The organism is Halorubrum sp. SD626R, from assembly GCF_001261915.1.
In the GTDB taxonomy this organism is placed as follows: domain Archaea; phylum Halobacteriota; class Halobacteria; order Halobacteriales; family Haloferacaceae; genus Halorubrum.
This window is the reverse complement of sequence record NZ_CVRT01000060.1, coordinates 14,258-35,002: the sequence shown is the minus strand read 5'-3', so window position 1 is coordinate 35,002 and position 20,745 is coordinate 14,258. Positions and strand designations below refer to the sequence as shown.

The window sequence follows — 20,745 nt, the reverse complement described above, 5'->3', positions numbered from 1 at the left end:
GGTTAGTATTCGCCTTCCGCGACGTACTCACGGACGTCTTCGGCGGCGACCTCGGTGGTTTCGACGAAGCCACCGGACTCGGCAGTGCTGATCGTCACACTCCCGAAGACGTTGCCGTGCTCGGTGAAGTCCGTTGGCGTCGCGGCGCCTCGGTAGGTGATCTCCTCACCGTTGGCGAGCGCCTCCTTACCTTCCGCGAAGGTGCTGACAGTCGTCCCCTCGCCGCGACTCACCGGACCGAGGTTTTTCTGGATCGCCTCGGGGTTCGTCGAGCCGGCGCGCTCGATAGCGAGCGCCGTTACCTGGACGGAGTCCCACGACGGCGGCGTCCAGCCGTTGATCTCGGCGTCACCTTCTTCATTATAAATGTCCTCGAACGTGTCGTAGCTTGGGCCTGAACGACCAGGTGAGGCGACCCACGCGCCGTGGAGGTCGCTGCCAACCTGATCGATAACAGCCTGCTGTGCCAGGGTGTCCGAGAGGATGGGCTGACGCCCGTAGCCGCCGTCGGACCAGTCACTGAGAGCCGTGATCGCCGACTCCTGCGGCATGCTCACGAGGAAGGCGTCGAAGTCGGCGTCAAAGAGTCGGCTGAGCGCCGACTGGTAGCTCGAACTCCCCAGTTCGACCTCCACTCGCTCGGCGACAGTTCCCCCGTTTTGCTCGTAGACGGAGAGGAATCCGTCGACGTAGCTCCGCTCGCCCTCGGTGTTGCCGTTGATGATTCCGAGCGTCTCGAACCCTTCTTCAAGCGCATAGACGGCGCTCCCACCAGTGTGGACGGTGTCTCCGACAACGGTCCGCCACACCCACTCATCGTCACTCACGTCGCTGGGGGTGCCCTTGTCACCGCCGCGGGTGTCGAGGAACGTCGACCCCGGCCACGGGGTGACGATGGGCGTTCGGAGGTCCTGAAGGTAGTCCCACAGCGGGTTGATCTCACTCGAGAAGAGACCAACAATCGCGGCGGCGTTGTCGTTTTCGACCAACTGCGTCGCGACGGTCCGTGCTTCCTGCGGGTCGACGGCGGTATCTCGGCGAACGAGCTCTAGCTCCGCACCGAGAGGCCCGCCAGCCTCGTTGATGTGGCGGACTGCGGCGTCAGCCGCCTGCGACACACCGGGCTGAAGGAAGTCGAACGAGCCAGACAGCGCACCGGGTTGTCCGAAGACGATCGTGTCTGGAGCGTCATCGCCGCTATCGCCACCGTCGCTGTCACTACCGTCACTCCCGCTGCCGTCACCGCCATCGCCACTCTCTTCATCGCCGCCAAATCCGATACAGCCTGAAAGGCCGGCAATTCCTCCGCTTCCGGCGAGGGTTAGGAAGGCTCGACGATCCACACGTTCCGTGATATCTGATGGCATTCCAGTTTTCGCTCACATACAATACTACTTAAACACTCGGTAGACCATGGTCACATCGAAGTTACAAAGTAGATGAGTATTAGTATATTTGACCGCTAAATGATCTAAACTAGTTATAGAACGATAGGAAACTCACAAAAACAGACTTTTATTGCTGATTCTCGGCACTATTCTGATTCTCTTGATTGACAACGATATGTCGTCCACGACCGATAGTAGCCGCAACCTGTTAGCTACAGTGGAACCTCAGTCCCGTCATCTGCCTCGACCGCCTCTCGGTAGATTGTCTCGCCCGCTGCAGCGTCAAGCGTGGCGGATCCGACGCTAACCACAACTACCACCCCATCAGGCGATTTTCGCACGTACCCCTCTGTCAGAGCCACACCGAGTTCGATCAGATCGTCGGCGTCGAGATGGCTTGCAAGGAGGTCGCCGGTCTCTGCGGCCTCGTCAGGAACGTCGGCGAATGTCTGCTCGGCGCGCTCAAGGATCTGCGAGTCGAGTTCTTGCATCTCCGCCGTAAACGCGCCGACCGCGACGACGAGACTCCCCGCATCGAGTGCGTCGGGTGGGAAGACGGCTTCGGTCGCAGTCGTCGCGGTCACGACCACATCGGCTCCCTCCACGGCGTCTCTCGACGTGTCCACTGCACGGGCTGGAATATCCGCCTCGCGCAGATCTGTTGCACACGCCGTTCGCGACTCGCTCGGTGAGTAGATGCGAACGTCCGAAAGCGTCGCCACGGTCTCAATCGCTTTCGCCTGCCACCGTGCCTGCGCGCCTGCCCCCACGATTCCGAGTGTGAGACTGTCTCCATCCGGTTCCGGTGCCAAGGCCCTGACGGAAACCGCCCCGATACAGCCGGTCCGAGCGTTCGTAATTGTCGTTCCTGCCATCAACGCCTTCGGGAGGCCCGTCCGAGCCTCCGTGAGGACGACCTGGGCGTTGATCGTCGGGAGTCCTTGCTTTGCGTTCCCCTCGTGAACGCCGACGAGTTTCGTCGCGTAGTGGTCCGCCCCGTGAACGTAGGCTGGCATCGCGATCCCGGTTCCGATGGCTTCGTCGCCGTCGAGACCCGCACCGACTGGGAAATGCGGTCGGTGGGGGCGTTCAACCTCGCCAGCAGCCTGTTTGACTAATGCGTCATCGACTACGTCAACGAGCCTCGCAAGTTCAAGATTTTTGTCGACTTCCGCTGCGGAAAGGACGAGCATCATAATCAGGTCGTTGGTTCCCGACGACTTAGCCTGATCGTCGGCCGACTACTTAGCACGCTCGCCTCTCTCGCCTACTCTTTGATCACAGAGAGAGACTGATCGGCGTCGTACGTTTATGTTCTGAGGAGAGATCGAGAGGTATGGACACACTCGTTGTCGGCGGGGGCGTCGTCGGGCTTGCAGCCGCGTACTCGTTGGCTGATCGCGGCGCAAACGTGACATTAGTCGAGAAGGGGTCGCTCGGAGCTGGGAGCACCACTCGTTCGGCGGGCGGGATCCGATCGCAGTTCTCGACGCGCGTGAATGTCGAACTCTCACTCGCTAGCAAGGCGGTTTGGAACACCTTCGAGGAGCGGTTCGGTGTAGATATCGGGCTCCGGAAGAACGGCTATCTGTTTGTAGCCCGAAGTGAAGAAACCGCTGCGCAGTTCCGCGAGAACGTTGCAATGCAGCGCGAACTCGGTGCCGAAAGCGAACTGCTCGCGCCCGCCGAGGCGACAGAGCACTGCCCTGGGCTCAACCCAGACCCGTTCGTTGCGGCGACGTACAACCCCACCGACGGGATCGCCGATCCGAACCTTGCCCTCCAGGGGTATGCCGAGGCCGCCCGCGAGTTAGGTGTCGACATCCGAACGAAAACGGCGGTCACAACACTCCACCGCGAGGGCGACCGTGTCGTTGGCGCTGAGCTCCGAGCGGTGGACGCCGAAGGGTCCGAGCGGCACGCGGTCGACTGCGTCGTCAACTCTGCAGGCGCGTGGGCCCCGACAGTCGCCGCCATGGCTGGCGTTGATCTCCCGATTTCGCCTCGACGACGGCAAATCGCTGTGGTCGAGCCGTCTTCCCCAGTCCCTGAGTCAGTTCCACTGACAATCGATCTTGAGACGGGGTCGTACTTCCGCCCCGAGCGAGAGGGCTTGGCGCTTGTCGGGGGGCAGTTTGACGAAATTGCTGACCCTGACCAAGACCCCGACGCCTACGACGAGGGAATGGATATCGAATGGGCAGCGCAAGCGGTGGAAAACGCCGGTGCGTACACCGAGTACTTCGGACTCGATACCCGGATTAAACGGGGCTGGGCCGGGCTGTACGCGGTCACACTGGATCGACACCCGATTGTCGAGGAGTCGATCCCCGGTCTCGTCACCGTCGCTGGCTTCTCTGGTCACGGGTTCCAGCACGCACCCGCTTCTGGACAGATTGTCGCCGACCTCATCGTTGACGGGGGGACAGATCTCATCGATATCTCGCCGCTCTCACGGGATCGGTTTGAGAATGGTGAGACGATCAGCGAACAAAGCGTCGCATAAAGGAGAGACTCCGTCTTATGAATCCAAACCGAGGGCGAAAAAATGGGCCGGCACGAGGTCCGTCTGAAACTATCATAGTCCGGTAGCTCCCGGAGCAGATCCACCGGGCTTCAACCCCACAAAGGTCCGTCTGAAACGGGATGTCGACGATACCGACCAACACCAACAGACCGGCGCTTCAACCCCACAGAGGTCCCTCTGAAACCCGTCGTTCCCCTATACGAGTTCAGATGGCGACATTAGCTTCAACCACTCAAAATTGCCCGACGGGGTTTCAGTACAAGAGAGACAGCACTACAATCCACCCTGTCGAAATACTGAGAGGATACTCATTCACAGTCCGTACTCGACTGTCTCCAAGACGCCATCAAGCGCCTCCACGCTGGAACCGTGCCGGTCGAGCAGCTCGTCGAACGGAATCGTGTCTCCAAGACACTAGAAGGGTACACGCAGAACGTGGCGGCACTAAGACGGGCTCGGGATCAGGATCTCGCTGTTCATCCAGGCCAAGACATCGAGTACGTGGTCGTCGACGACGAGAAAAGCTCGCAGGACCGGGTTGCGTTGGCTCACGAGGAGATCGAGTCGTACGATGCGTCGTACTACGAAACACAACTCGTCAGAGCTGTCGAAAGTGTGCTGTCACCGCTTGGGTGGGATCCGTCGAAGATCCGTCGATATCTCTCGGAGACACGGGAACCGGAGCTGACAGCCTTCGCGAACGGCAATCAAGATTAACCAACACACCGTTATACCACCAAATCTGTTGGTTAATTCAGAGCCATGCCCAGAAGATCCGTGAAACCTCGTATGACGGGTGAACAAGGGCTGCTTGAGAAACTCGTTTGAGAGACACCCCTCTATCGATGTGTTCTACAGAGAAAACAAGGCGAGTGCCTCGGGGCTTGACCCCGAGGATGAAGCCGACACTTAGACGTGTCCTGTTCGTTCGATATACCGTTCAATCGTTTCCGTTGAGACGGTTCCCGCAGTCCCGATGTAGTACGAACGTTCCCAGAACCCACCACCCCACAGATACTCCTCCAAGAACGACTCGTGCTGTTCCCACATCTCCCGCACCGTGATGCTCTTGACCGCCCGTGCGATCTCGCTCGGTGAGTGCTTCGGGTGGGCTGACAAGAACAGGTGTATGTGGTCGGGTGAGATGTGGAGCGACAGTATCTCGTAGTCGTACTCGTCGCACACGCCTCGAAAACTCACTTCTAACGAGCCCTCGATTGGTTCGAGAATCGCGTGACGGTATTTCGGACACCACACAAAGTGGTAGTTGGCGTTGTACACCGCGTGGTTTGACCGCTTCTCGCCCATACAGACAGTACGTGGGCAAGAATTAAGTATTTCAGTATATAAGTAAGAGTGTGAGATGACAAAACGACTGTCCGTAGACTTCGAGGACGATGTATACAAGGAGTTCTCGAAGAAGTGCATCGAGGTTGACGAAACCAAGTCCGACGTAGTGCGTGGACTCGTCAACGACTGGCTCAACGAATCCGAATAGTGACCGACGCACAGGCCCTCGTCAAGACGTTGGACTTCCAACTCGACATTCAGAGTGGCAACGAGGGTCTGCTGTACGACGCCACACTCGAAGCCCGCTCGGTGTACAACGAGACCATCCGCCTCGCCAAAGAAGGCGTGGACTGGGACGCGATTCCCGACCGAGTAGCCGACGACGCAAACCTCGTGAAGAACACGACACAGCGCGTCGTCGCCAAAGCACTCGGTGCGATGGAGAACTACTATGAGTACGACGACTTCGGCCAACCGAGTCACACCAAGGACGGTGTGTACCCGCTCCGGGCAAACTTCACGGATGGGTACAACCTGTCGCTCACCGACGACGGTGACGTGGCGTTCCGAATCAGCGCGAAGCCGTACAAGCACGTCAAGGGCGTCCTCAAAGGGAGTGGCGCTCACCTCGACATTCTCAAGACCGCGCTTGAAAACGACGAGTGGAAGATTGGGACAGTAGAAGCCCTGTTCCACAACGACAACCCCGAGTTGCACGTCAACCTCACCAACACCGAGCAAACTGTCCGTGACAAGCATGACTCGCGGACTGCCGTCGGTGTGGACGTGAACGAGGACAACGTGGCCCTCACCGTACTCTCCGAGGGTGGCGTCGAGGATACGTTGGTCATCGACTTCCCTGAAATCAAGTTCGAGCGCCACCGTTACTTTACGATGCGAAAGCGCGCGCAGAACGCAGGGAAGGACAGCATCCACGATACGTTGGAAGGGCGTGAGAAACGGTTAGTCCGTGACCGACTCCACAAGGTGAGTCGTCACATCGTGGAGTGGAGCCGTCAGTTCGAGAAGCCGTGCATCGTCTTTGAAGACCTCAAAGAGATGCGCGACAGTATCGACTACGGCACTCGGATGAACCGACGCTTGCACCATCTCCCGTTCCGCGCCCTTCAGTTCTATACGTCGTACAAGGCGTCGTTCGAGGGAATCCCGACAGCGTGGATTAACCCGGAGTACACGAGCCAACGGTGTCCGATGTGCGGACATACGGAGCGAGCGAACCGCCACAAGAAGCGGTTCAAGTGCAAGTCCTGTGAGCATCAAGACCACAGCGACCGTGGTGCAAGCGTCAATATCGCCGTGAAAGGCATCAAGAAGCATCAAGATTGGAATGTGCCTGCTCTCAACAGCCTTCCCGTTGTTCGGAAGGTGCGACGGCAGGCATCGGGGGTCGTGGACGCCCCGACCGTGACCCACCCGACCGCTCGAGGCTATCAGGCCGATGGCCGGATGGGAGTGTCCGACTAAACCACGGGAAGGCTCGGGGCTTGACCCCGAGGCGGTTCACAGGCGATTCCCATCGCACCTGATGTCGAGTCTTAGCTTCTGTTCTGTTGTGGAACGTCTCAATGTCACGAGTCGAAGTGCGCGACTTGGTCTAATCGCAAAAGGACACATGAAAGATTGTTTCCTACCTGTGGAACAGTGAACCGATCGTCTTCTGACAGTAGCGACCCGATGAGACACACACCCCTCTATCGATGTGTTCCAAGTGAGTAAGCCGGACAAGACAGGTGCTCGGTCTTAGTCCTTGAACCGCAATTTCCAAGAATACCGTAGATAACGTCTCTCTATCGTCCGATAACCGATGTTGCTTCGACAAACTTTCTGACGTTATCTGAAGGTCGCTATTGCCAGGAGCCAAAACACATCGAACACATCGATAGAGGGGTGTGTGTGTTTGTGTTAATAGAATAAGAGAAGAGAAGAGAAGATTGAGCTCAAATCGATTGGGTAGAAAACGACGAGAACGTTCCTTCTTCATTCTAAGCCAACACGAGGCCTGTCTCGACAGTTAGGTACAAAAAATTCCTCAACTAACCCCCACCCCGTGAATACTTCGAACACATCGATAGAGGGGTGTGTGTCTTCGAGCGAGTACTGCTGAACACATCGTCACCGGCTACGGCCTGTTAGCCTTATTTTACAGTTATTACGTGGTTAGTACGGCATCACGGGTTTCACACGGCTAATCACACTTCGATAGAGGTGGGGAACCTTTTTCATACAGGGCGGTATCAATTGCTCTATGGGTACTGACGACTCCGATGATTCCGCAGAGGAACCGGGACCATCGGAGGACGAACCGACGGCTCAAGCTGAGCTGTCGAGTACGTCGCAGTCGGAGCCATCGCGACAGTCCTCGTCGTCTCACATCACGAATGGAGACTCACAACCCGAGGATGAGACTGACTCCGAGGAGCCATCCCAGTCGATCGAGGATATGCTCCTCGAATTTGACGATCAAGACGGGTTGATTCGAGACCGAGCGTTACTTGACCCAAATTATGTCGTCAAAGAGGATCGTATCGTGGGCCGTGATGATCAACTCCAAGAAGTAACCAAGATGCTTCGTGTTGCGCTTGGAGACAATCGACCACCGAATCTATTCTTATATGGGCCATCCGGAACAGGCAAATCGCTGATCACAAAGGCTGTCTGTCATAATATTAGCCGTATCTGTGAAAGCCGTGATATCCAGTTCGGCACCATCGAAGTGAACTGTCAGGATTTGGATACGCTTGGTATAGCCGTATATGAACTCGTTCAGCAGGCTGCCGACGCGGCAGGTGTCCCTGTCGAGGTTCCAAAACACGGCGTGGCGACGAAAGAAAAATGGGATGAGCTCTATCGAATCGTCAACGAACACTTCGACTCCGTTGTATTCGTCCTTGATGAACTAGATATGCTCGTTGGACGGCGAGATAAACAAGAGCCTGCATTCTCCCGGCTTCTGTATCAACTCTCCCGAGCTGGGGCGAACGACGAACTAGACGCCTACATCTCGGTGGTTGCTATCTCAAACGACACGAAGATGATGGAGTCTGTGGGGAGTCGGGCCGTCAGTTCATTTACTCCAGAAGATGTCCATTTCGACGACTACGATGCAAACCAACTCCAAGCAATTCTTCGACGTCGTCAAGATGCGTTTCATGATGATGTCGTCGACGATGATGTGATCCCACTCGCAGCGGCATTTGCAGCACAGACGCATGGTGACGCTAGGAAGGCGATCGATCTCATGCGGGTTGCCGGTGAGTTAGCTGAACGTGAAGGTGACACTCGTGTTCGCGAAGCGCACGTCCGCACCGCACAGGAAAAGGTCGAGAAGAATCGGGTGTTAGAGGTCGTTCGCGGTATCAGCACACAAAAGAAGCTTTGCCTGTACGCAACTGCGGCGGTTGCGTCCCAAACTGAGGGTGGAAGCGCTAGGAGTACGACCGGCTATCGCGTGTATCAATACCTAACTGACGCTATTGATGCCGATCAGTACCATCAGGAAACGTACGTGAATAAGATGAAAGAGCTCACGACGTATTCGCTTGTCGACTTCGAACGACGGAGCCACGGTCCCAGCTCTGGAATGTTCCTTGAGTTCCAGTTTGGAGAACGACCAGAGACCATTCTCGAAACACTTCGAGAGGATTCACGTATTGAGGCGGTCTCCGAGGATGAGGTCACCTCTGTTGTTAAAGCGCAGATCCGGAACCAAACGTAGTAGCGGTTTCAACCGAATCAGAAGTGAACTACCCCGACCTACTCACTCGCTTTGATTGTTCGTTGAGGAAGGGGCCTTAGTGCCTCAATTCAGATAAAATCGTGAAATCAAACGCCATCTGGCGATTCACCACAGTCGACGACCCTTATTCGTTGACAAGCAGGATCTTCCCGCGGAAGTCTCCCGCTTCGCCGAGTCGGTGTGCGTCCGCGACATCTTCGAAGGCGAACCGCTCGTCGACGTGGGGCTCAACGACGCCGTCGTCGACGAGCGACGCGATGTCGGCGAGTTCCTCACCGATGCGCGCCTGTCGATCGCCGAGCAGCACCGGCAGGATGACGAGCACGACGCCGAGTTCGAGCGAATTGGCGTGCAGCGCCGAGATGTCCTGGGTTGAACTCGACTCCGTCGTGACAACGGCGCCGAATGGTCGGACCGCCTCAAACGCCGTCTGAAGGTGGTCGTCGCCGACTGGGTCGAACACCACGTCGAAACCGTCGCCGTCGGCATACTCTTTGACGTACGCCTCGATGTCAGTCGCCGTGTAGTCGACGGTGTGGTCCGCGCCGAGTTTCTCGGCGAAGTCGCGCTTCTCCCCGGTCGAGCCCGTCGCCGTCACATCCGCGCCGAACCATCTACCGAGCTGGACGCCGATGTGGCCGACGCCGCCGCTGGCGCCGTAAATGAGCAGGTCGTCGTCGATGCCGACCGTCGCTTTGTCGGTGAGCAGTTCCCACGCGGTGAGTGCGACGACTGGGAGCGACGCGGCGTCCTCGAGCGGGATCGACTCCGGCGCACGAGCGAACGTGCCGGCGTGCCCAACGACGTAGTCGGCAAGCGCACCCTGCCGCCCCGCACCGCCGGGCATCCCGTACACCTCGTCGCCCGGCTCGAACTGTTCGACGTCTTCACCGACGGAGTCGACGACGCCGGAGACGTCGCAGTGGAGTGTCGCGGGGAACTCGGGCGTGAAGTCGGGGATCTCACCCTGGCGGATCTTGTAGTCGACGGGATTGAGGCTGGAGGCGGCAACGTCGACCCGGAGTTCGTCGGCAGCTGGCTCGGGGACCTCGCGGGTCGTTCGTTCGAAGACGTCGGGGTCGCCGTACGATTCGATCACGAACGCGGTCATCTCGGTGGCCATGTCGTAACGGCGGGCCGCTGGAGGGGAATAGCCGTCGGTCGTCGGACCAAGCGCACCCTCTCAGCCTACGGTGAATTTCGTGAGCTTGCCTTGATGTGTGTGGTTCACAACATCAAGAGATCTCTGAACCCGTGAAGTCACGCTACGGCTAGCGATTTACCACTGCTTTTTTCCATTATTTCCAGTACACACCCCTCTATCGATGTGTTTGATTCGCCTGTATCATTTCACAACTTCTACTCATTCCAGTGACCCCCCTCCCCCATTTACCATTTTGCATTGTATCTCGTATACACCCCTCTATCGATGTGTATTAGCTGTCTGTTACCAGGACTCAATTGATGTTTGAGTTACTTATTTACGCTCAATCAATGCATTCCCATTGCACCTCGTATACACCCCTCTATCGATGTGTAAAACTCCGTTAGAGATGCTAAAACGAATATATTCGGCAGATGTGTATCAAGCGCTAATTTAACTTAGACAATTTTGTTGACTGGGACGGCCACCACGCCAACTGATTGCTCAATACCCACATCGATGTGTTCGCGAGAACCCGCGCTTGTCGACACCCCTCTATCGATGTGTAGCAGATTGGGGCTAGGAGTGGTCAGCTATCGGGATTGACTGGACCTTTATATTTTGACTTCACCGAGCTTCCTTCCCGCCACTGCCAGTAGTAGTATCGATTGTCGTTGATTTCTTTAATCGTGATCGTGGCCTTCGACGGAACATCGTCCGGAAGATCGTCAGGGCGCTCTTCATGCTCATCGTCATCTGACTGTTCCTCAACGCAGGTCTCGCGACCTTTGTCCGCTGCCAGTTCCCCGGCATAGCGTGCGACGTACCGAAGCTGGGATGGCGAGTAGCCGTTGAGTGTGTCGATAATCTCCTCAGGGAGATCTGCTGGCGGCGTCGGTGGCTTGTTTGACATCTGCGATCGCTCTCACGTTAACCAACAAACCACGTATTGTTTTAGAGTTGTTGGTTAAATAAATATCGTCCTGCCACGGGCTGAAAAGCACGAATATCATCGTGAAAAGACCGTACTGTTGGTTACGTCATTCCAACATTGGGCCGACGACGCGAACTAGAACTCTGCTCTGAGGATGGCACCGTCTTCGGATGACTGGTTTGCAAAATCACAAACAAATAATTTCTCACGCTGTTGACCGCTGCCAAACGTGACATCTGATGGAAAAACGAGTCCATCATCCTCATCAGCCACGGTTGTTGTGCTGCCGTCAGGTGAGACCTGAACTACCAGATTCTGGCTGTTTACTGCGACATAGATGCCTTCGTCTCGGGCGGTGATCCCATCTGCACCGAGGAGCGTTTCCCCCTCAGATAACACAGTCGGTTCGCCTGCCCCGCCATCTGCGGTAACGGGCACTTCGAGCAAGCGCCCTGTTTCTTCAGATGTTTGAGTCACCGCCACGTAGAGATTCCCCTCTGTATCGAGGGTAAGACCGTTCGCGCCAAACCCTTCCGTCGACAGCCGGTCGTCGTCAAGCCATGTTGATCGCGTGCCGTCCGTAGTGACTGAGTAGATGACACCACCTTGTGATTCGGTCACTAGTAGCCGGTCACGATCGGCGTCAAATAGAATATCGTTCGGGAAGCCGCTGATGCTCACAAGTTGGTCGGCCGCTCCATCAGCCGTTACGGACCAGACGCCAGCAGAATCATCTTGTGAGGCCACGGCGACGTAGGCGGTTCCATCGGGGGCTGTTTCGACACCGATCGCGCCGGGCAGGCTCGCGACTTGTTCAGTATCTGCAAGCGCCAGGTCTCTTGCCCCGAGTTGGTCACTCGTGACCCGCCGCAGTTCGCCCGCGGTAATCCCAAAGTATAATTCCTCATCTGGGCCGTACGCCAGATTTTCCGGGACCGGATCACCAGGGATCGATACCAGCGTCTCGACTGAACTCGGGGTAAGAGATTTAGTTGATGACGTTGGCTCTTCTGACGTTGGCTCTTCTGACGGTGGCGATTCAGAGTCGGGGTTAGATCCGCTACACCCCGCGACACCGATAACAGAGAGTGTCCCGACACCCGTTATAAACTCTCGTCTCGACGGCGGTGGCGGCACTTCGGACATGGTGGTCACTCAAGTCTATTGAGCGAATCCATTTAATCACAGACCAAAACAGAAGATATCCGTGGCGATCATATCTATAACGAGATTAGCCACGAATTGCTCCTAGACACTCCCAAAGCTGACGATTCTTCACCGGACTTTTTCAGCCGGTGTCTGTTACAGATTCGCTTCTTAAACGGTAGAGCTGGCCTTCATACCTGCTGTTTATGAGATTCATGTCGGGGTATCTAAGTACTGACAGCGACTGACAACTCTATGGAGGATGAGTATCTCCGTTTCGGTCCGGAGGCTCTTCGCATTGAGCTCCGACAACTTGCTGATGCTGGCCGTCCTGTCGGAGAGGTAGTCGAAGATTTGGAGACGCTCGCCACCGACATGGCGGCCGACGACCGCACATATCACGAGCGCGCGCGAGAGCTACTAGACCGGTGTGAACAGCTCCCCAGCGGCCATCGGACCGAACCTGATACGCTCGCGGCCATCCGCCAGGAGCGTCCCGACGGTCCACGTCGTTTTGAAGCTCTGTCGTCCCCCGGCCACGACGCACTTCGAGGTGCTTGGGCAGGTCGATGTGCTGGCATCCGACTGGGTAAGCCGGTCGAGACGTGGACCCGTGAAGAGGTACGCCGATTTTTAACGACCACCGATCAGTCGCTGGACAGCTATCTCCGGGCGGACGTCGCCGGGAGCGATGAGTTCGCAATGGATGCGACCGGTGGGTGGCACGACTGGGTAACGGGAATGCCCCGTGACGACGATTTGGATTTCACCGTCGTGGCTCTAGAGACGCTTCGATCTTGTGGGAAGGAGTTCAACACGACGGATCTTGCACAGGTTTGGCTAGAGAACCTCCCGGTCTGCAAGCTTCATACTGCCGAACGAGTTGCCTATCGAAATCTGCTCAATGCCGTCGATCCGCCTGCGACAGCTCGCCGCTGGAACCCTTATCGGGAACTTATTGGCGCACAGATTCGCGCTGATTGTTATGGCTACGTGACTCCCGGCGCCCCGGAACGGGCGGCAGAGCTCGCCTTTCGCGACGCTCGGCTCAGCCACGTCGCCAACGGCTGCTACGGTGCTATGTGGGTGGCGGCGATGCTCGCAGCTCTTCCGGCGGTTAAAAATCTTCAGGATGCTGTGGCTGTCGGGCTGACGGAAGTCCCCACCGACTCTCGGCTCGCGGCTGCTATCAACGATGTGCTCGGCTGGCGTAAGGCCGGGATCGGTTTTGAAGCAGCTATCGACCGCATCCACGCGACCTGGGATGATGCCGATTTTTATGAAGGGTATCACGTCGTCCCCAACGCGCAAGTGGTTGCCGCCGTGCTCGCCTGGGCGGGTTCCGATCCCGATCTCGGAACCGCGCTCGCACGGGCCGTTGGCGCCGGCTTTGATACCGACTGCAACGCCGGGACCATCGGCTCTGTCGTCGGATTCCACTTGGGCTTCGACGCGCTCCCCGATGAGTGGGTAGCTCCCATCGATGGCGCCCTCTCGACGGCACTCGCCGACCGTCCACGGCCTTGGTTGGAGGACCTTGTTACAGACACATTAGCCGTCGCCCGAGCGAGCTGATCTCAGCCCGCCAAAACCTACAAACCGTTCCCGTCCTAGGTCCCAATACCGATGAAAAAATATCTTCAATCGTGCGGTAAGCAGATACAAATTTCTCCCATGGTGGAAATCGAAGAGAATCAAATTGTTTGGCGGGGTGGTCGCTGATGGCCTCCTCTGGATACGCTGGCTCCTTCGTTGACCACATCCGCCAAGAGTTCACTACCCAGACGTGGACTCTCATCCCGGTCGGTGTCGCTTTGAGCGTCGTCGCCGCCTACATCGTCAACGTGGTCAAGGTGCCGTTTCTCTATCTTGACGCACTCGGCGTCCTGTTGGTCGCAATTCTAGCCGGTCCCTGGGCGGCCGCAATCACGGGGGTGTTTGTCAACGCCGTGGTGGGGTTCCTCGTGAATCCCACCTTCTGGGCGTATACTCCTCTCCAAGTCACATTTGGGCTTACCGCGGGATATATGGCTCGCCGGGGGTGGTTCCGGCGCTACTGGAGAGTCGTTGTCGTCGGCTTGGTTGTCGCAGCTATCTCTATCGTGCTGGGTGCGCCTATCACCGTTGTCGCCTTCGGCGGCGTGACTGGCACCGGAAGCGACGCGGTGACGACGTTCTTCCTAGCCACCGGGTCGAACATCTGGTCGGCAGTTGTCGGGCAAACACTCGTGGTTGAACCTACTGATAAGGTAACAACGGTACTGCTCGCGGCGCTCATCGCACGACGGATCCCTGATCGATACCGGCCTGAGACAGCTGCTACAGTTCTTGACCGGGATCGCTAACCACCCGAAGCGCCATGTCCGTCAGCATACGTAGCGGCACAAGCGTCCGTGCGTCCACAACTTCGGCGACCGTCCAATGAGTGGTGACCTCATCACCTACCGACCCAGCGACACGCCGATCCACCGGCTCCATCCACTAACAAAGTTTCTGCTGGTGGGCTGTTCTGTCCTCGGTGCATATCTTGCTCCTGTACCGGTGTTAGCGGCACTACTGGCTGCGGTCTTTACGGCTGCCATCGTTGCTGGGGTCGTCTCGGACGTCTGTTGGGCTGCAATCCCGATCCTCGCGCCGTTGGGTGCCGGCCTGCTAGTCGTTCACGGCCTTTTTACCCGAGCCGGCGGAACACCACTCATTCGGCTGGGTCCCGTAACCGTCTGGCGGGAGGGTGTCGTCCACGCTGTGACCTTCTTTGGAGTGCTTGCGGCGTTCGTGCTCGTGGGATTGGTTTTCGTCACGACGACCCACCCAAAGAAACTGATGGTCGGATTGACCAGCGTAGGGCTCCCGCGGAAGCTAGGGTACGTGTTTGTCGCCTCGCTCCAACTTGTTCCCGACCTCCAACGCCGGGCGCGGCGCATCGTCGACGCTCAACGCTCGCGTGGGCTCGACACCGGTGGGTCGGTCCGCAAACGGTTGCGGGCGTTAATCGCACTGCTGAGTCCGCTGTTGATTGGTGCGCTCATCTCTGCTCAGACCCGATCGCTGGCTCTTGAAGCCCGCGGGTTCTCGATTAACGGGCCACGAAGTTCGGTGTATGACCTGACCACTACGCCTGTCGACCACATACTACGTCTCGCCGGTCTCGGGTTTGTAGTTGCCTTGGTCGGGTGGAGGCTGACGTGACCTACATTACAATCAACGGGGTGACATACGGCTATCCCAGCAGCGACGGGCCAGCGCTCCAACAGATCTCCTGTTCTCTTGAGAAGGGCTCGTTACTGGGTGTCTCCGGTCCTGCTGACGCAGGCAAGACCACGTTCTGTCGTCTGCTCTCGGGGTTCGTGCCCCATTTTTTTGGAGGTGATTACGAGGGGTCGGTGTCGGTCGCCGGCGTTGATGTTGCCGCAGCCAGTGTCGCCGAGCTAAGTGAGACCGTTGGCTACGTTTTCGAGAACCCCGCCGATCAGCTGACCGGGGCCGCAACCAACGTCCTTGAGGAAGTCGTCTTCGGACTTGAACAGCGTGGTGTCCCGGCAGACCGCCTTGAGGAGTGCGCTCGAACGGAACTTGAGCGGGTTGGTGTTGGTCATCTTGCGGCGCGGGACCCGTCCACGCTTTCGGGGGGTCAACTCCAGCGAGTCGCGATTGCCAGCGTGCTTGCGCTTGATCCGGAGATATTAGTGCTCGATGAGCCGACCTCACAGCTTGACCCCGAGGGAACCGAGGCTATCTTCGATGTCGTCGCCCACCTCCACGATGAGGGATACACCGTCATCGTAGTGAGCCAGGATCTCCAGCGGCTGGCACCCCGTGCCGACCGCCTGTTCATTTTTGACGACGGGTGTCTTCTCTGGGACGGCTCGCCCGCGTCGGTGCTCCATGATACTACCCTTGACGACCGACTCCGGATCCCCCCGACTGTCCGCATCGGCCGTGGTCTCCGAGACCGCGGACTGGTCCCCAGAGACCGCCCTCTTCCGCTGACTGTCGAAGCGGCTGTCGAGGAGATTCAGAGTAGCAGCGATTCGTCGCACGCTATGGCCGTCGAAAACTCCTGGACAGAAAATGTGTCAGGAGACACCATCGCTTCGACCACCGCCGAGGACTGTTCCCTCCATGCGGGGGCTACTACTGGTTCTGGTGACTCCTCACAGGTCCAACTTGAAGAAGTCGAGCACGTCTATGGCGGTGGAATCAACGCACTCTCGGATATTACGCTTTCAATGGATGCGGGCTGTGTGGCGGTGCTTGGCCACAATGGCGCCGGTAAGACGACGCTTGCGAAACACCTCAACGGCCTCCTGAAACCGACATCAGGATGCGTTTTCATCAACGGGACCGACACTCGGAAGGCACGTGTCGCCGACCTTGCAGCCGAGGTCGGATTGGCATTCCAGGACCCTGACGACCAGCTATTCCGGTCTACGGTTGCCGAAGAAATTCGTTTTGGTCCAGAGAACCTCGATCGCAACGATGTCGAGGGACGAGTGACGGCGGCGCTTGACCAGCTAAATCTGACGCCCTTCCGTGAGACTGACACCTACGAACTCGGCCGTCAGGTGCGAAAGCGCGTTGCCGTTGCGAGTGTGTTAGCGATGAATACGCCGGTTGTGGTCTTGGACGAACCGACCGAGGGACAGGATGCTGCCGGCGTCCGAGCTGTTGGCAGAGCAGTCGAGCGCCTTGTCGCCAGAGACCGACTTGTAGTGTGTGTAACCCACGATGTGGAGTTTGCTAAGACCCACGCTGACCGGGCTATCGCGCTCGCTGACGGCACGATAGTCGCCGATGGCCCCCCAAGAGCGGTGTTTGGCGATAGCGACGTGATGGCCCGAACTGGCCTCCAAGCGCCGATCGTGACCCAGGTTGGGCGTACTTTTGGCTTAGAAGGGATTCTTGATGTACGGTCCCTACTGGCTAAGCTTGATTAGCAGCATGTTTTTGATCTTCCTGGCATCCAATTGATCTTTCGGCAGAAATCGTAATTGGGACCAGGTTTAAACCCACCTGTTGAGGAAGGTTCAATGACATGCGCGAACTGTTCGCGATGTGGCGTGACACGCGGATGATACTGCTCGTCGCGGTGGTTGCAGCAATATACGCCGCGGTCCTGCTCCCGTTCAAACTATTCACGGTTATTCCAGGCATCACGAGTATCCGACCAGCGAATGTATTTCCGGTTATTTTCGGTATTATGTTCGGACCGGCAGCGGCTTGGGGTGCGGCCATCGGGAACCTCATAGGCGATGTCTTCGGTGGCACGCTTGGACCGGGGAGTGCCTTCGGCTTCCTTGGGAACTTCTTTTTCGGCCTTGTAGGCTACAAGCTGTGGGGCAACCTTGGCCCGCTATCCAGCGGCGAGGAGCCGAATATGCGCTCGGTCAAGCAGGTCGTTGAATACGTCATCATTGCCGTTGCCGCCTCGGCAGCGTGTGCGGTCATCATCGCTTGGGGCGTCGATCTGCTCGGGCTAGTGCCCTTCACCGTCCTCGGTCCGACTATCATGATCAACAACACCCTCGCCGCCGCGGTACTCGGTCCGCCGCTGCTTTACCTGACCTACCCACGCATCAAGGACATGGGACTGCTGTACCCCGACGTGATGCGCGAGGAAGACTTAGAGGAAACAAGCTTCTCACAGCCGGTCGTCGCTGCTCTGGGCATGCTCGTGGTCTCGCCGACATGGCTGGTGCTGGGCATCTACGTCTTCTCGCCGCAGTCGACCATGCAGATGGCGCTGGGCGGCGTCGGCCTCCTGTTGCTCGTTGTCTTCGTCGTCATTGGCAACCAGGGACTGCCAGCTCAGTTGAAAGGTGCCAATATCAGATAATCGAGTCGAAACGCCGAAACCATCTGCCCCACCAAGTTCATCCTGAATGGATACCTCCCATTCTGACGGCGGCATTGTCGCCCGTCTTAGAGATGTCATCTTCTCGTATGACAAACAAGACGACACTAGTGCCGTCGGCGACGAACATGTCGACCCTGACGCCCGAGAGGGGTTCGTCCTGCGTGGAGTTGATCTCGACGTGCCCGACGAGTCGTTCACGGTCGTCATGGGCGCGAGCGGCGGGGGTAAGTCGACGTTGCTTCGCACGTTTAACGGCATCATTCCCGATTTTATCGACGGTACGTTCGACGGAGACATACGCGTCCTCGACCGAGATCCGACCACCAGTCGCGTCAGCGCGATGGCCCGCGATGTGGGGATGGTCATCCAGGATTACGAGTCACAGCTGTTCGGCACGAGCGTCGAAACAGAAGTCGCGTTCGGACCGGAGAACCTCGCGGTGCCGCCTGAGAAGATTGGCCCACGAATCGACGACTCGCTGTCGGTCGCCGGGCTCGGTGACCTTGGTCGCACACGGGAACCGGACTCGCTCTCGGGAGGCCAGAAACAGCGGCTTGTGTTCGCCGGCGTTCTCGCCATGCACCCAGACCTGCTCATGCTGGATGAGCCGACGAGCGATCTCGACCCGGCCGGGAGCCGCGATGTACTTTCGGTTGTGAGCCGGCTGGCCGAAGCGGCGGCAACAGAGGCTTCGGTTGGCGATTGGGATGGTCCCGATAGCATCGTCCTCGTCACGCACAAAATCGAAGAGGCCCTGCTGGCTGACCACGCGATTCTCCTCAAAGGCGGCCGAGCAGCCCACGCCGGGCCGGCCGAGGAAGTGTTCCGGAATGTTGAGGCGCTGCGGGAATCCCGGGTCGCTGTCCCGCCGCTGGTCGAGGCCTTTGAGCGCCTCGGCTTTGCGGATGAAGACCTGCCGCTGGCCGTCGACAGTGCTGTCGAGATCGTCAATAATGCGAACCTGACTTGGACGCCCCCCGGAAAGCGTGACGGCTACAGTCCCAGTGTGCCTGCGGGCACCGCCACCGACCTCGGAAATCCGCTGTTCGAACTGGAGGATATCACACACGAGTATGACGCCGATGGGGAGACGATCCGGGCTGTCGACGGTGTGGATCTCACAATCAAGGAGGGTGAGGCCCTCGCCATTGTCGGCCACAACGGGAGCGGTAAGACCACCCTCGCAAAGCATCTCAATGGCCTGCTGGACCCAGACGAGGGAGTGGCCCGCTGGAATGGGCGAGACATCCGCGAGCTAGGCATGTCAGAGGTCGGCCGCAGTGTCGGCTACGTCTTCCAGAACCCGGATCATCAAATATTCGCTGCGACGGTCAGGGAGGAAGTCGCCTTCGGCCCTGAGAACTTCGAGCTAACGGGCGAGGAACTCGACCGCCGTGTTGCTAGGGCCATCGAGACGGTTGAACTCGATGGGCTGGAGGACGCGGATCCGTTCACCCTCTCGAAGGGCCAACGCCAGCGGGTCGCGCTGGCCTCGGTGTTGGCCACCGATCCGGACGCCATCGTCTTCGACGAACCGACGACAGGTCTAGACGCTGAACAGCAGGCGACGTTCATGGATCTTGTGGCCGACCTCAACCGCGAGGAAGGTGTCACAGTCGTCATGGTCACCCACAGCATGTCGACGGTAGCGACATATGCGCCGCGGACCGTCGTGATGAGCGACGGTCGGAAGGTTGCGGATGAACCGACCCGCGAACTGTTCGCCGACGAGGATTCCTTGGCCGAGTGGGACCTCCGGCCACCTCAGCCGGTGGCACTCTCGAACCGGCTGGCCGCCGAAGCAGGACAGACTGACGCGCTCCCGGCACTGTCGGTCGATGAACTGGTTGCAGGGCTGGCCGATGAACCGATAACAACGACCGGTTCGGGAGGTGGATCGACGTGAGCGCTGCATCCTCGCTATACGTCCACGGCGACTCCGTGTTCCACCGCCTCGCGCCGCGGGCCAAAATCGCCCTCGTGGCGGGTCTTTTCGCCGTCGCCCTCGTATTTGATCATCCTGCGTTCGTCGTTGTTCCACTGGTCGTGGCGTTCGGGACGCTCGTCGCGTTAGGTGGGTGGAGCAACTTCCGGCGCGTACGGTTCATCGTCGTTGCCGTCTTTGTAGTCGGTCTTGTCGTCTGGCCGCTGTTCACCCCTGCAGGTGGACCCATCTGGCTCTCGACACCTGTGGTTGAGTTGACCCGCAACGAGTTCCTCGTCGCACTCGGGCGGAGCATGCGCTTTGCCTCGTTCATCATTACCGGTCTGCTGTTCGTGACGGCCACCTCCAACGAGGAGCTGGTCGCCGGCCTCCGTAGTTTGGGCGTTCCGTTCGCCTTCTGTTTCGCTGTCGGGACGGCCCTGCGGTTGTTCCCGACCCTGCTCGGTGCGACCGGGACGGTTCGGCAAGCTCAGGAGGCACGCGGCCACGACCTGCGCTCGGGATCGCCACTCCAACGCATCCGTAACTACATCCCCCTGCTCATTCCCGTATTCATGACCGCTATCCGGAACGTCCAGACACAGGCGATGGCGCTTGAGGCTCGCGGATTCGACACCCAAGCGGAGCGCACCTTTTACGGTCGGCAATCGCTGGCTGGAAGCGACTGGGTCGCGGTCGGTGTTGGCAGCCTCATGCTCATCGGCTCGGTCCTCGTGCGGTACGTGTTGGGCATGGGGACCGTCTGAGGGAGTGCCCA

The 20,745-nt window shown here is 58.4% G+C and carries 17 protein-coding genes and 1 pseudogene; 12 read left to right on the top strand and 6 right to left on the bottom strand.

What is annotated here, in order from left to right; all coding sequences use genetic code 11:
- Nucleotides 1–2: 2 nt before the first annotated feature.
- Both SD626R_RS06075 and SD626R_RS06070 read right to left on the bottom strand, forming a co-directional pair.
- Complete coding sequence (locus SD626R_RS06075) at nt 3–1,367, bottom strand: ABC transporter substrate-binding protein (protein ID WP_241996663.1); 1,365 nt, start codon at nt 1,365–1,367, stop codon at nt 3–5.
- A gap of 233 nt (nt 1,368–1,600) precedes the next feature.
- Nucleotides 1,601–2,584: an ornithine cyclodeaminase family protein gene (locus SD626R_RS06070; RefSeq protein ID WP_092564785.1), complete on the bottom strand. Its 984-nt coding sequence runs from the start codon at nt 2,582–2,584 to the stop codon at nt 1,601–1,603.
- Between the two features lie 140 nt (nt 2,585–2,724).
- Between SD626R_RS06070 and SD626R_RS06065 the strand changes: the two genes are divergently transcribed.
- Nucleotides 2,725–3,894, top strand: a complete 1,170-nt coding sequence (locus SD626R_RS06065) for an NAD(P)/FAD-dependent oxidoreductase (RefSeq protein ID WP_092564783.1) — start codon at nt 2,725–2,727, stop codon at nt 3,892–3,894.
- Between the two features lie 339 nt (nt 3,895–4,233).
- Nucleotides 4,234–4,632, top strand: a pseudogene (locus tag SD626R_RS06060) (DNA polymerase I); the annotation flags it as partial.
- A gap of 192 nt (nt 4,633–4,824) precedes the next feature.
- Here the strand turns inward: SD626R_RS06060 and tnpA are convergent.
- A complete protein-coding gene (gene tnpA, locus SD626R_RS06055) occupies nt 4,825–5,223 on the bottom strand; it encodes an IS200/IS605 family transposase (protein WP_092564781.1) in 399 nt (132 codons plus the stop codon).
- A 55-nt stretch (nt 5,224–5,278) separates the two neighbouring features.
- Here tnpA and SD626R_RS06050 point away from each other — a divergent pair, with 55 nt between their 5' ends.
- The 3 genes from SD626R_RS06050 to SD626R_RS06040 all read left to right on the top strand — a co-directional run bounded on the left by SD626R_RS06050 (nt 5,279) and on the right by SD626R_RS06040 (nt 8,941).
- Nucleotides 5,279–5,413, top strand: a complete 135-nt coding sequence (locus SD626R_RS06050) for a plasmid partition protein ParG (RefSeq protein WP_092564779.1) — start codon at nt 5,279–5,281, stop codon at nt 5,411–5,413.
- Nucleotides 5,413–6,690, top strand: a complete 1,278-nt coding sequence (locus SD626R_RS06045) for an RNA-guided endonuclease InsQ/TnpB family protein (RefSeq protein ID WP_092564777.1) — start codon at nt 5,413–5,415, stop codon at nt 6,688–6,690. Before SD626R_RS06050 ends, SD626R_RS06045 begins: the two co-directional genes overlap by 1 nt.
- Nucleotides 6,691–7,471: 781 nt before the next feature.
- A complete protein-coding gene (locus SD626R_RS06040) occupies nt 7,472–8,941 on the top strand; it encodes an orc1/cdc6 family replication initiation protein (RefSeq protein WP_176697285.1) in 1,470 nt (489 codons plus the stop codon).
- Between the two features lie 145 nt (nt 8,942–9,086).
- On the opposite strand, the gene SD626R_RS06035 is transcribed toward SD626R_RS06040, so the two are convergent.
- The 3 genes from SD626R_RS06035 to SD626R_RS06025 all read right to left on the bottom strand — a co-directional run bounded on the left by SD626R_RS06035 (nt 9,087) and on the right by SD626R_RS06025 (nt 12,186).
- Nucleotides 9,087–10,085, bottom strand: coding sequence for a zinc-binding dehydrogenase (locus SD626R_RS06035; protein WP_092564775.1), 999 nt, complete (start codon nt 10,083–10,085; stop codon nt 9,087–9,089).
- Between the two features lie 610 nt (nt 10,086–10,695).
- Entirely contained in the window at nt 10,696–11,019 is a 324-nt protein-coding gene (locus SD626R_RS06030; protein WP_092564773.1) for a DUF6788 family protein, read from the bottom strand.
- Between the two features lie 156 nt (nt 11,020–11,175).
- On the bottom strand, nt 11,176–12,186 hold the full coding sequence (locus SD626R_RS06025) for an SMP-30/gluconolactonase/LRE family protein (protein ID WP_137782568.1): 1,011 nt from the start codon (nt 12,184–12,186) through the stop codon (nt 11,176–11,178).
- A gap of 255 nt (nt 12,187–12,441) precedes the next feature.
- Here SD626R_RS06025 and SD626R_RS06020 point away from each other — a divergent pair, with 255 nt between their 5' ends.
- From SD626R_RS06020 to SD626R_RS05990, 7 genes are all read left to right on the top strand, one after another.
- A complete protein-coding gene (locus tag SD626R_RS06020) occupies nt 12,442–13,761 on the top strand; it encodes an ADP-ribosylglycohydrolase family protein (RefSeq protein ID WP_092564771.1) in 1,320 nt (439 codons plus the stop codon).
- Between the two features lie 146 nt (nt 13,762–13,907).
- Nucleotides 13,908–14,531 (top strand): ECF transporter S component, encoded by a 624-nt coding sequence (locus tag SD626R_RS06015; RefSeq protein WP_092564769.1) that lies wholly within the window; start codon nt 13,908–13,910, stop codon nt 14,529–14,531.
- A gap of 76 nt (nt 14,532–14,607) precedes the next feature.
- A complete protein-coding gene (locus tag SD626R_RS06010; protein ID WP_092564767.1) occupies nt 14,608–15,375 on the top strand; it encodes an energy-coupling factor transporter transmembrane component T family protein in 768 nt (255 codons plus the stop codon).
- Nucleotides 15,372–17,123, top strand: a complete 1,752-nt coding sequence (locus tag SD626R_RS06005) for an ABC transporter ATP-binding protein (protein ID WP_092564766.1) — start codon at nt 15,372–15,374, stop codon at nt 17,121–17,123. The genes SD626R_RS06010 and SD626R_RS06005 overlap by 4 nt, the downstream gene beginning before the upstream one ends.
- A gap of 98 nt (nt 17,124–17,221) precedes the next feature.
- Entirely contained in the window at nt 17,222–18,022 is an 801-nt protein-coding gene (locus tag SD626R_RS06000; protein ID WP_199242126.1) for a QueT transporter family protein, read from the top strand.
- A 46-nt stretch (nt 18,023–18,068) separates the two neighbouring features.
- Nucleotides 18,069–19,949, top strand: coding sequence for an ABC transporter ATP-binding protein (locus SD626R_RS05995; protein ID WP_092564764.1), 1,881 nt, complete (start codon nt 18,069–18,071; stop codon nt 19,947–19,949).
- Nucleotides 19,946–20,734 carry an energy-coupling factor transporter transmembrane component T family protein gene (locus tag SD626R_RS05990; RefSeq protein ID WP_092564762.1) on the top strand — a complete coding sequence of 263 codons (789 nt, stop codon included), beginning with the start codon at nt 19,946–19,948 and terminating at the stop codon, nt 20,732–20,734. Before SD626R_RS05995 ends, SD626R_RS05990 begins: the two co-directional genes overlap by 4 nt.
- Nucleotides 20,735–20,745 lie beyond the last annotated feature (11 nt).

Bases quoted from the DNA above. Each gene is read 5' to 3' on its own strand.
- SD626R_RS06035 (WP_092564775.1), bottom strand. From the start codon at position 10,085: ATGGCCACCGAGATGACCGCGTTCGTGATCGAATCGTACGGCGACCCC.
- SD626R_RS06065 (WP_092564783.1), top strand. From the start codon at position 2,725: ATGGACACACTCGTTGTCGGCGGGGGCGTCGTCGGGCTTGCAGCCGCG.
- SD626R_RS06075 (WP_241996663.1), bottom strand. From the start codon at position 1,367: ATGCCATCAGATATCACGGAACGTGTGGATCGTCGAGCCTTCCTAACC.
- SD626R_RS06050 (WP_092564779.1), top strand. From the start codon at position 5,279: ATGACAAAACGACTGTCCGTAGACTTCGAGGACGATGTATACAAGGAG.
- SD626R_RS06040 (WP_176697285.1), top strand. From the start codon at position 7,472: ATGGGTACTGACGACTCCGATGATTCCGCAGAGGAACCGGGACCATCG.
- SD626R_RS06000 (WP_199242126.1), top strand. From the start codon at position 17,222: ATGCGCGAACTGTTCGCGATGTGGCGTGACACGCGGATGATACTGCTC.
- SD626R_RS06025 (WP_137782568.1), bottom strand. From the start codon at position 12,186: ATGTCCGAAGTGCCGCCACCGCCGTCGAGACGAGAGTTTATAACGGGT.
- SD626R_RS05995 (WP_092564764.1), top strand. From the start codon at position 18,069: ATGGATACCTCCCATTCTGACGGCGGCATTGTCGCCCGTCTTAGAGAT.
- SD626R_RS06020 (WP_092564771.1), top strand. From the start codon at position 12,442: ATGGAGGATGAGTATCTCCGTTTCGGTCCGGAGGCTCTTCGCATTGAG.
- tnpA (WP_092564781.1), bottom strand. From the start codon at position 5,223: ATGGGCGAGAAGCGGTCAAACCACGCGGTGTACAACGCCAACTACCAC.
- SD626R_RS06070 (WP_092564785.1), bottom strand. From the start codon at position 2,584: ATGATGCTCGTCCTTTCCGCAGCGGAAGTCGACAAAAATCTTGAACTT.
- SD626R_RS06015 (WP_092564769.1), top strand. From the start codon at position 13,908: ATGGCCTCCTCTGGATACGCTGGCTCCTTCGTTGACCACATCCGCCAA.
- SD626R_RS06010 (WP_092564767.1), top strand. From the start codon at position 14,608: ATGAGTGGTGACCTCATCACCTACCGACCCAGCGACACGCCGATCCAC.
- SD626R_RS06030 (WP_092564773.1), bottom strand. From the start codon at position 11,019: ATGTCAAACAAGCCACCGACGCCGCCAGCAGATCTCCCTGAGGAGATT.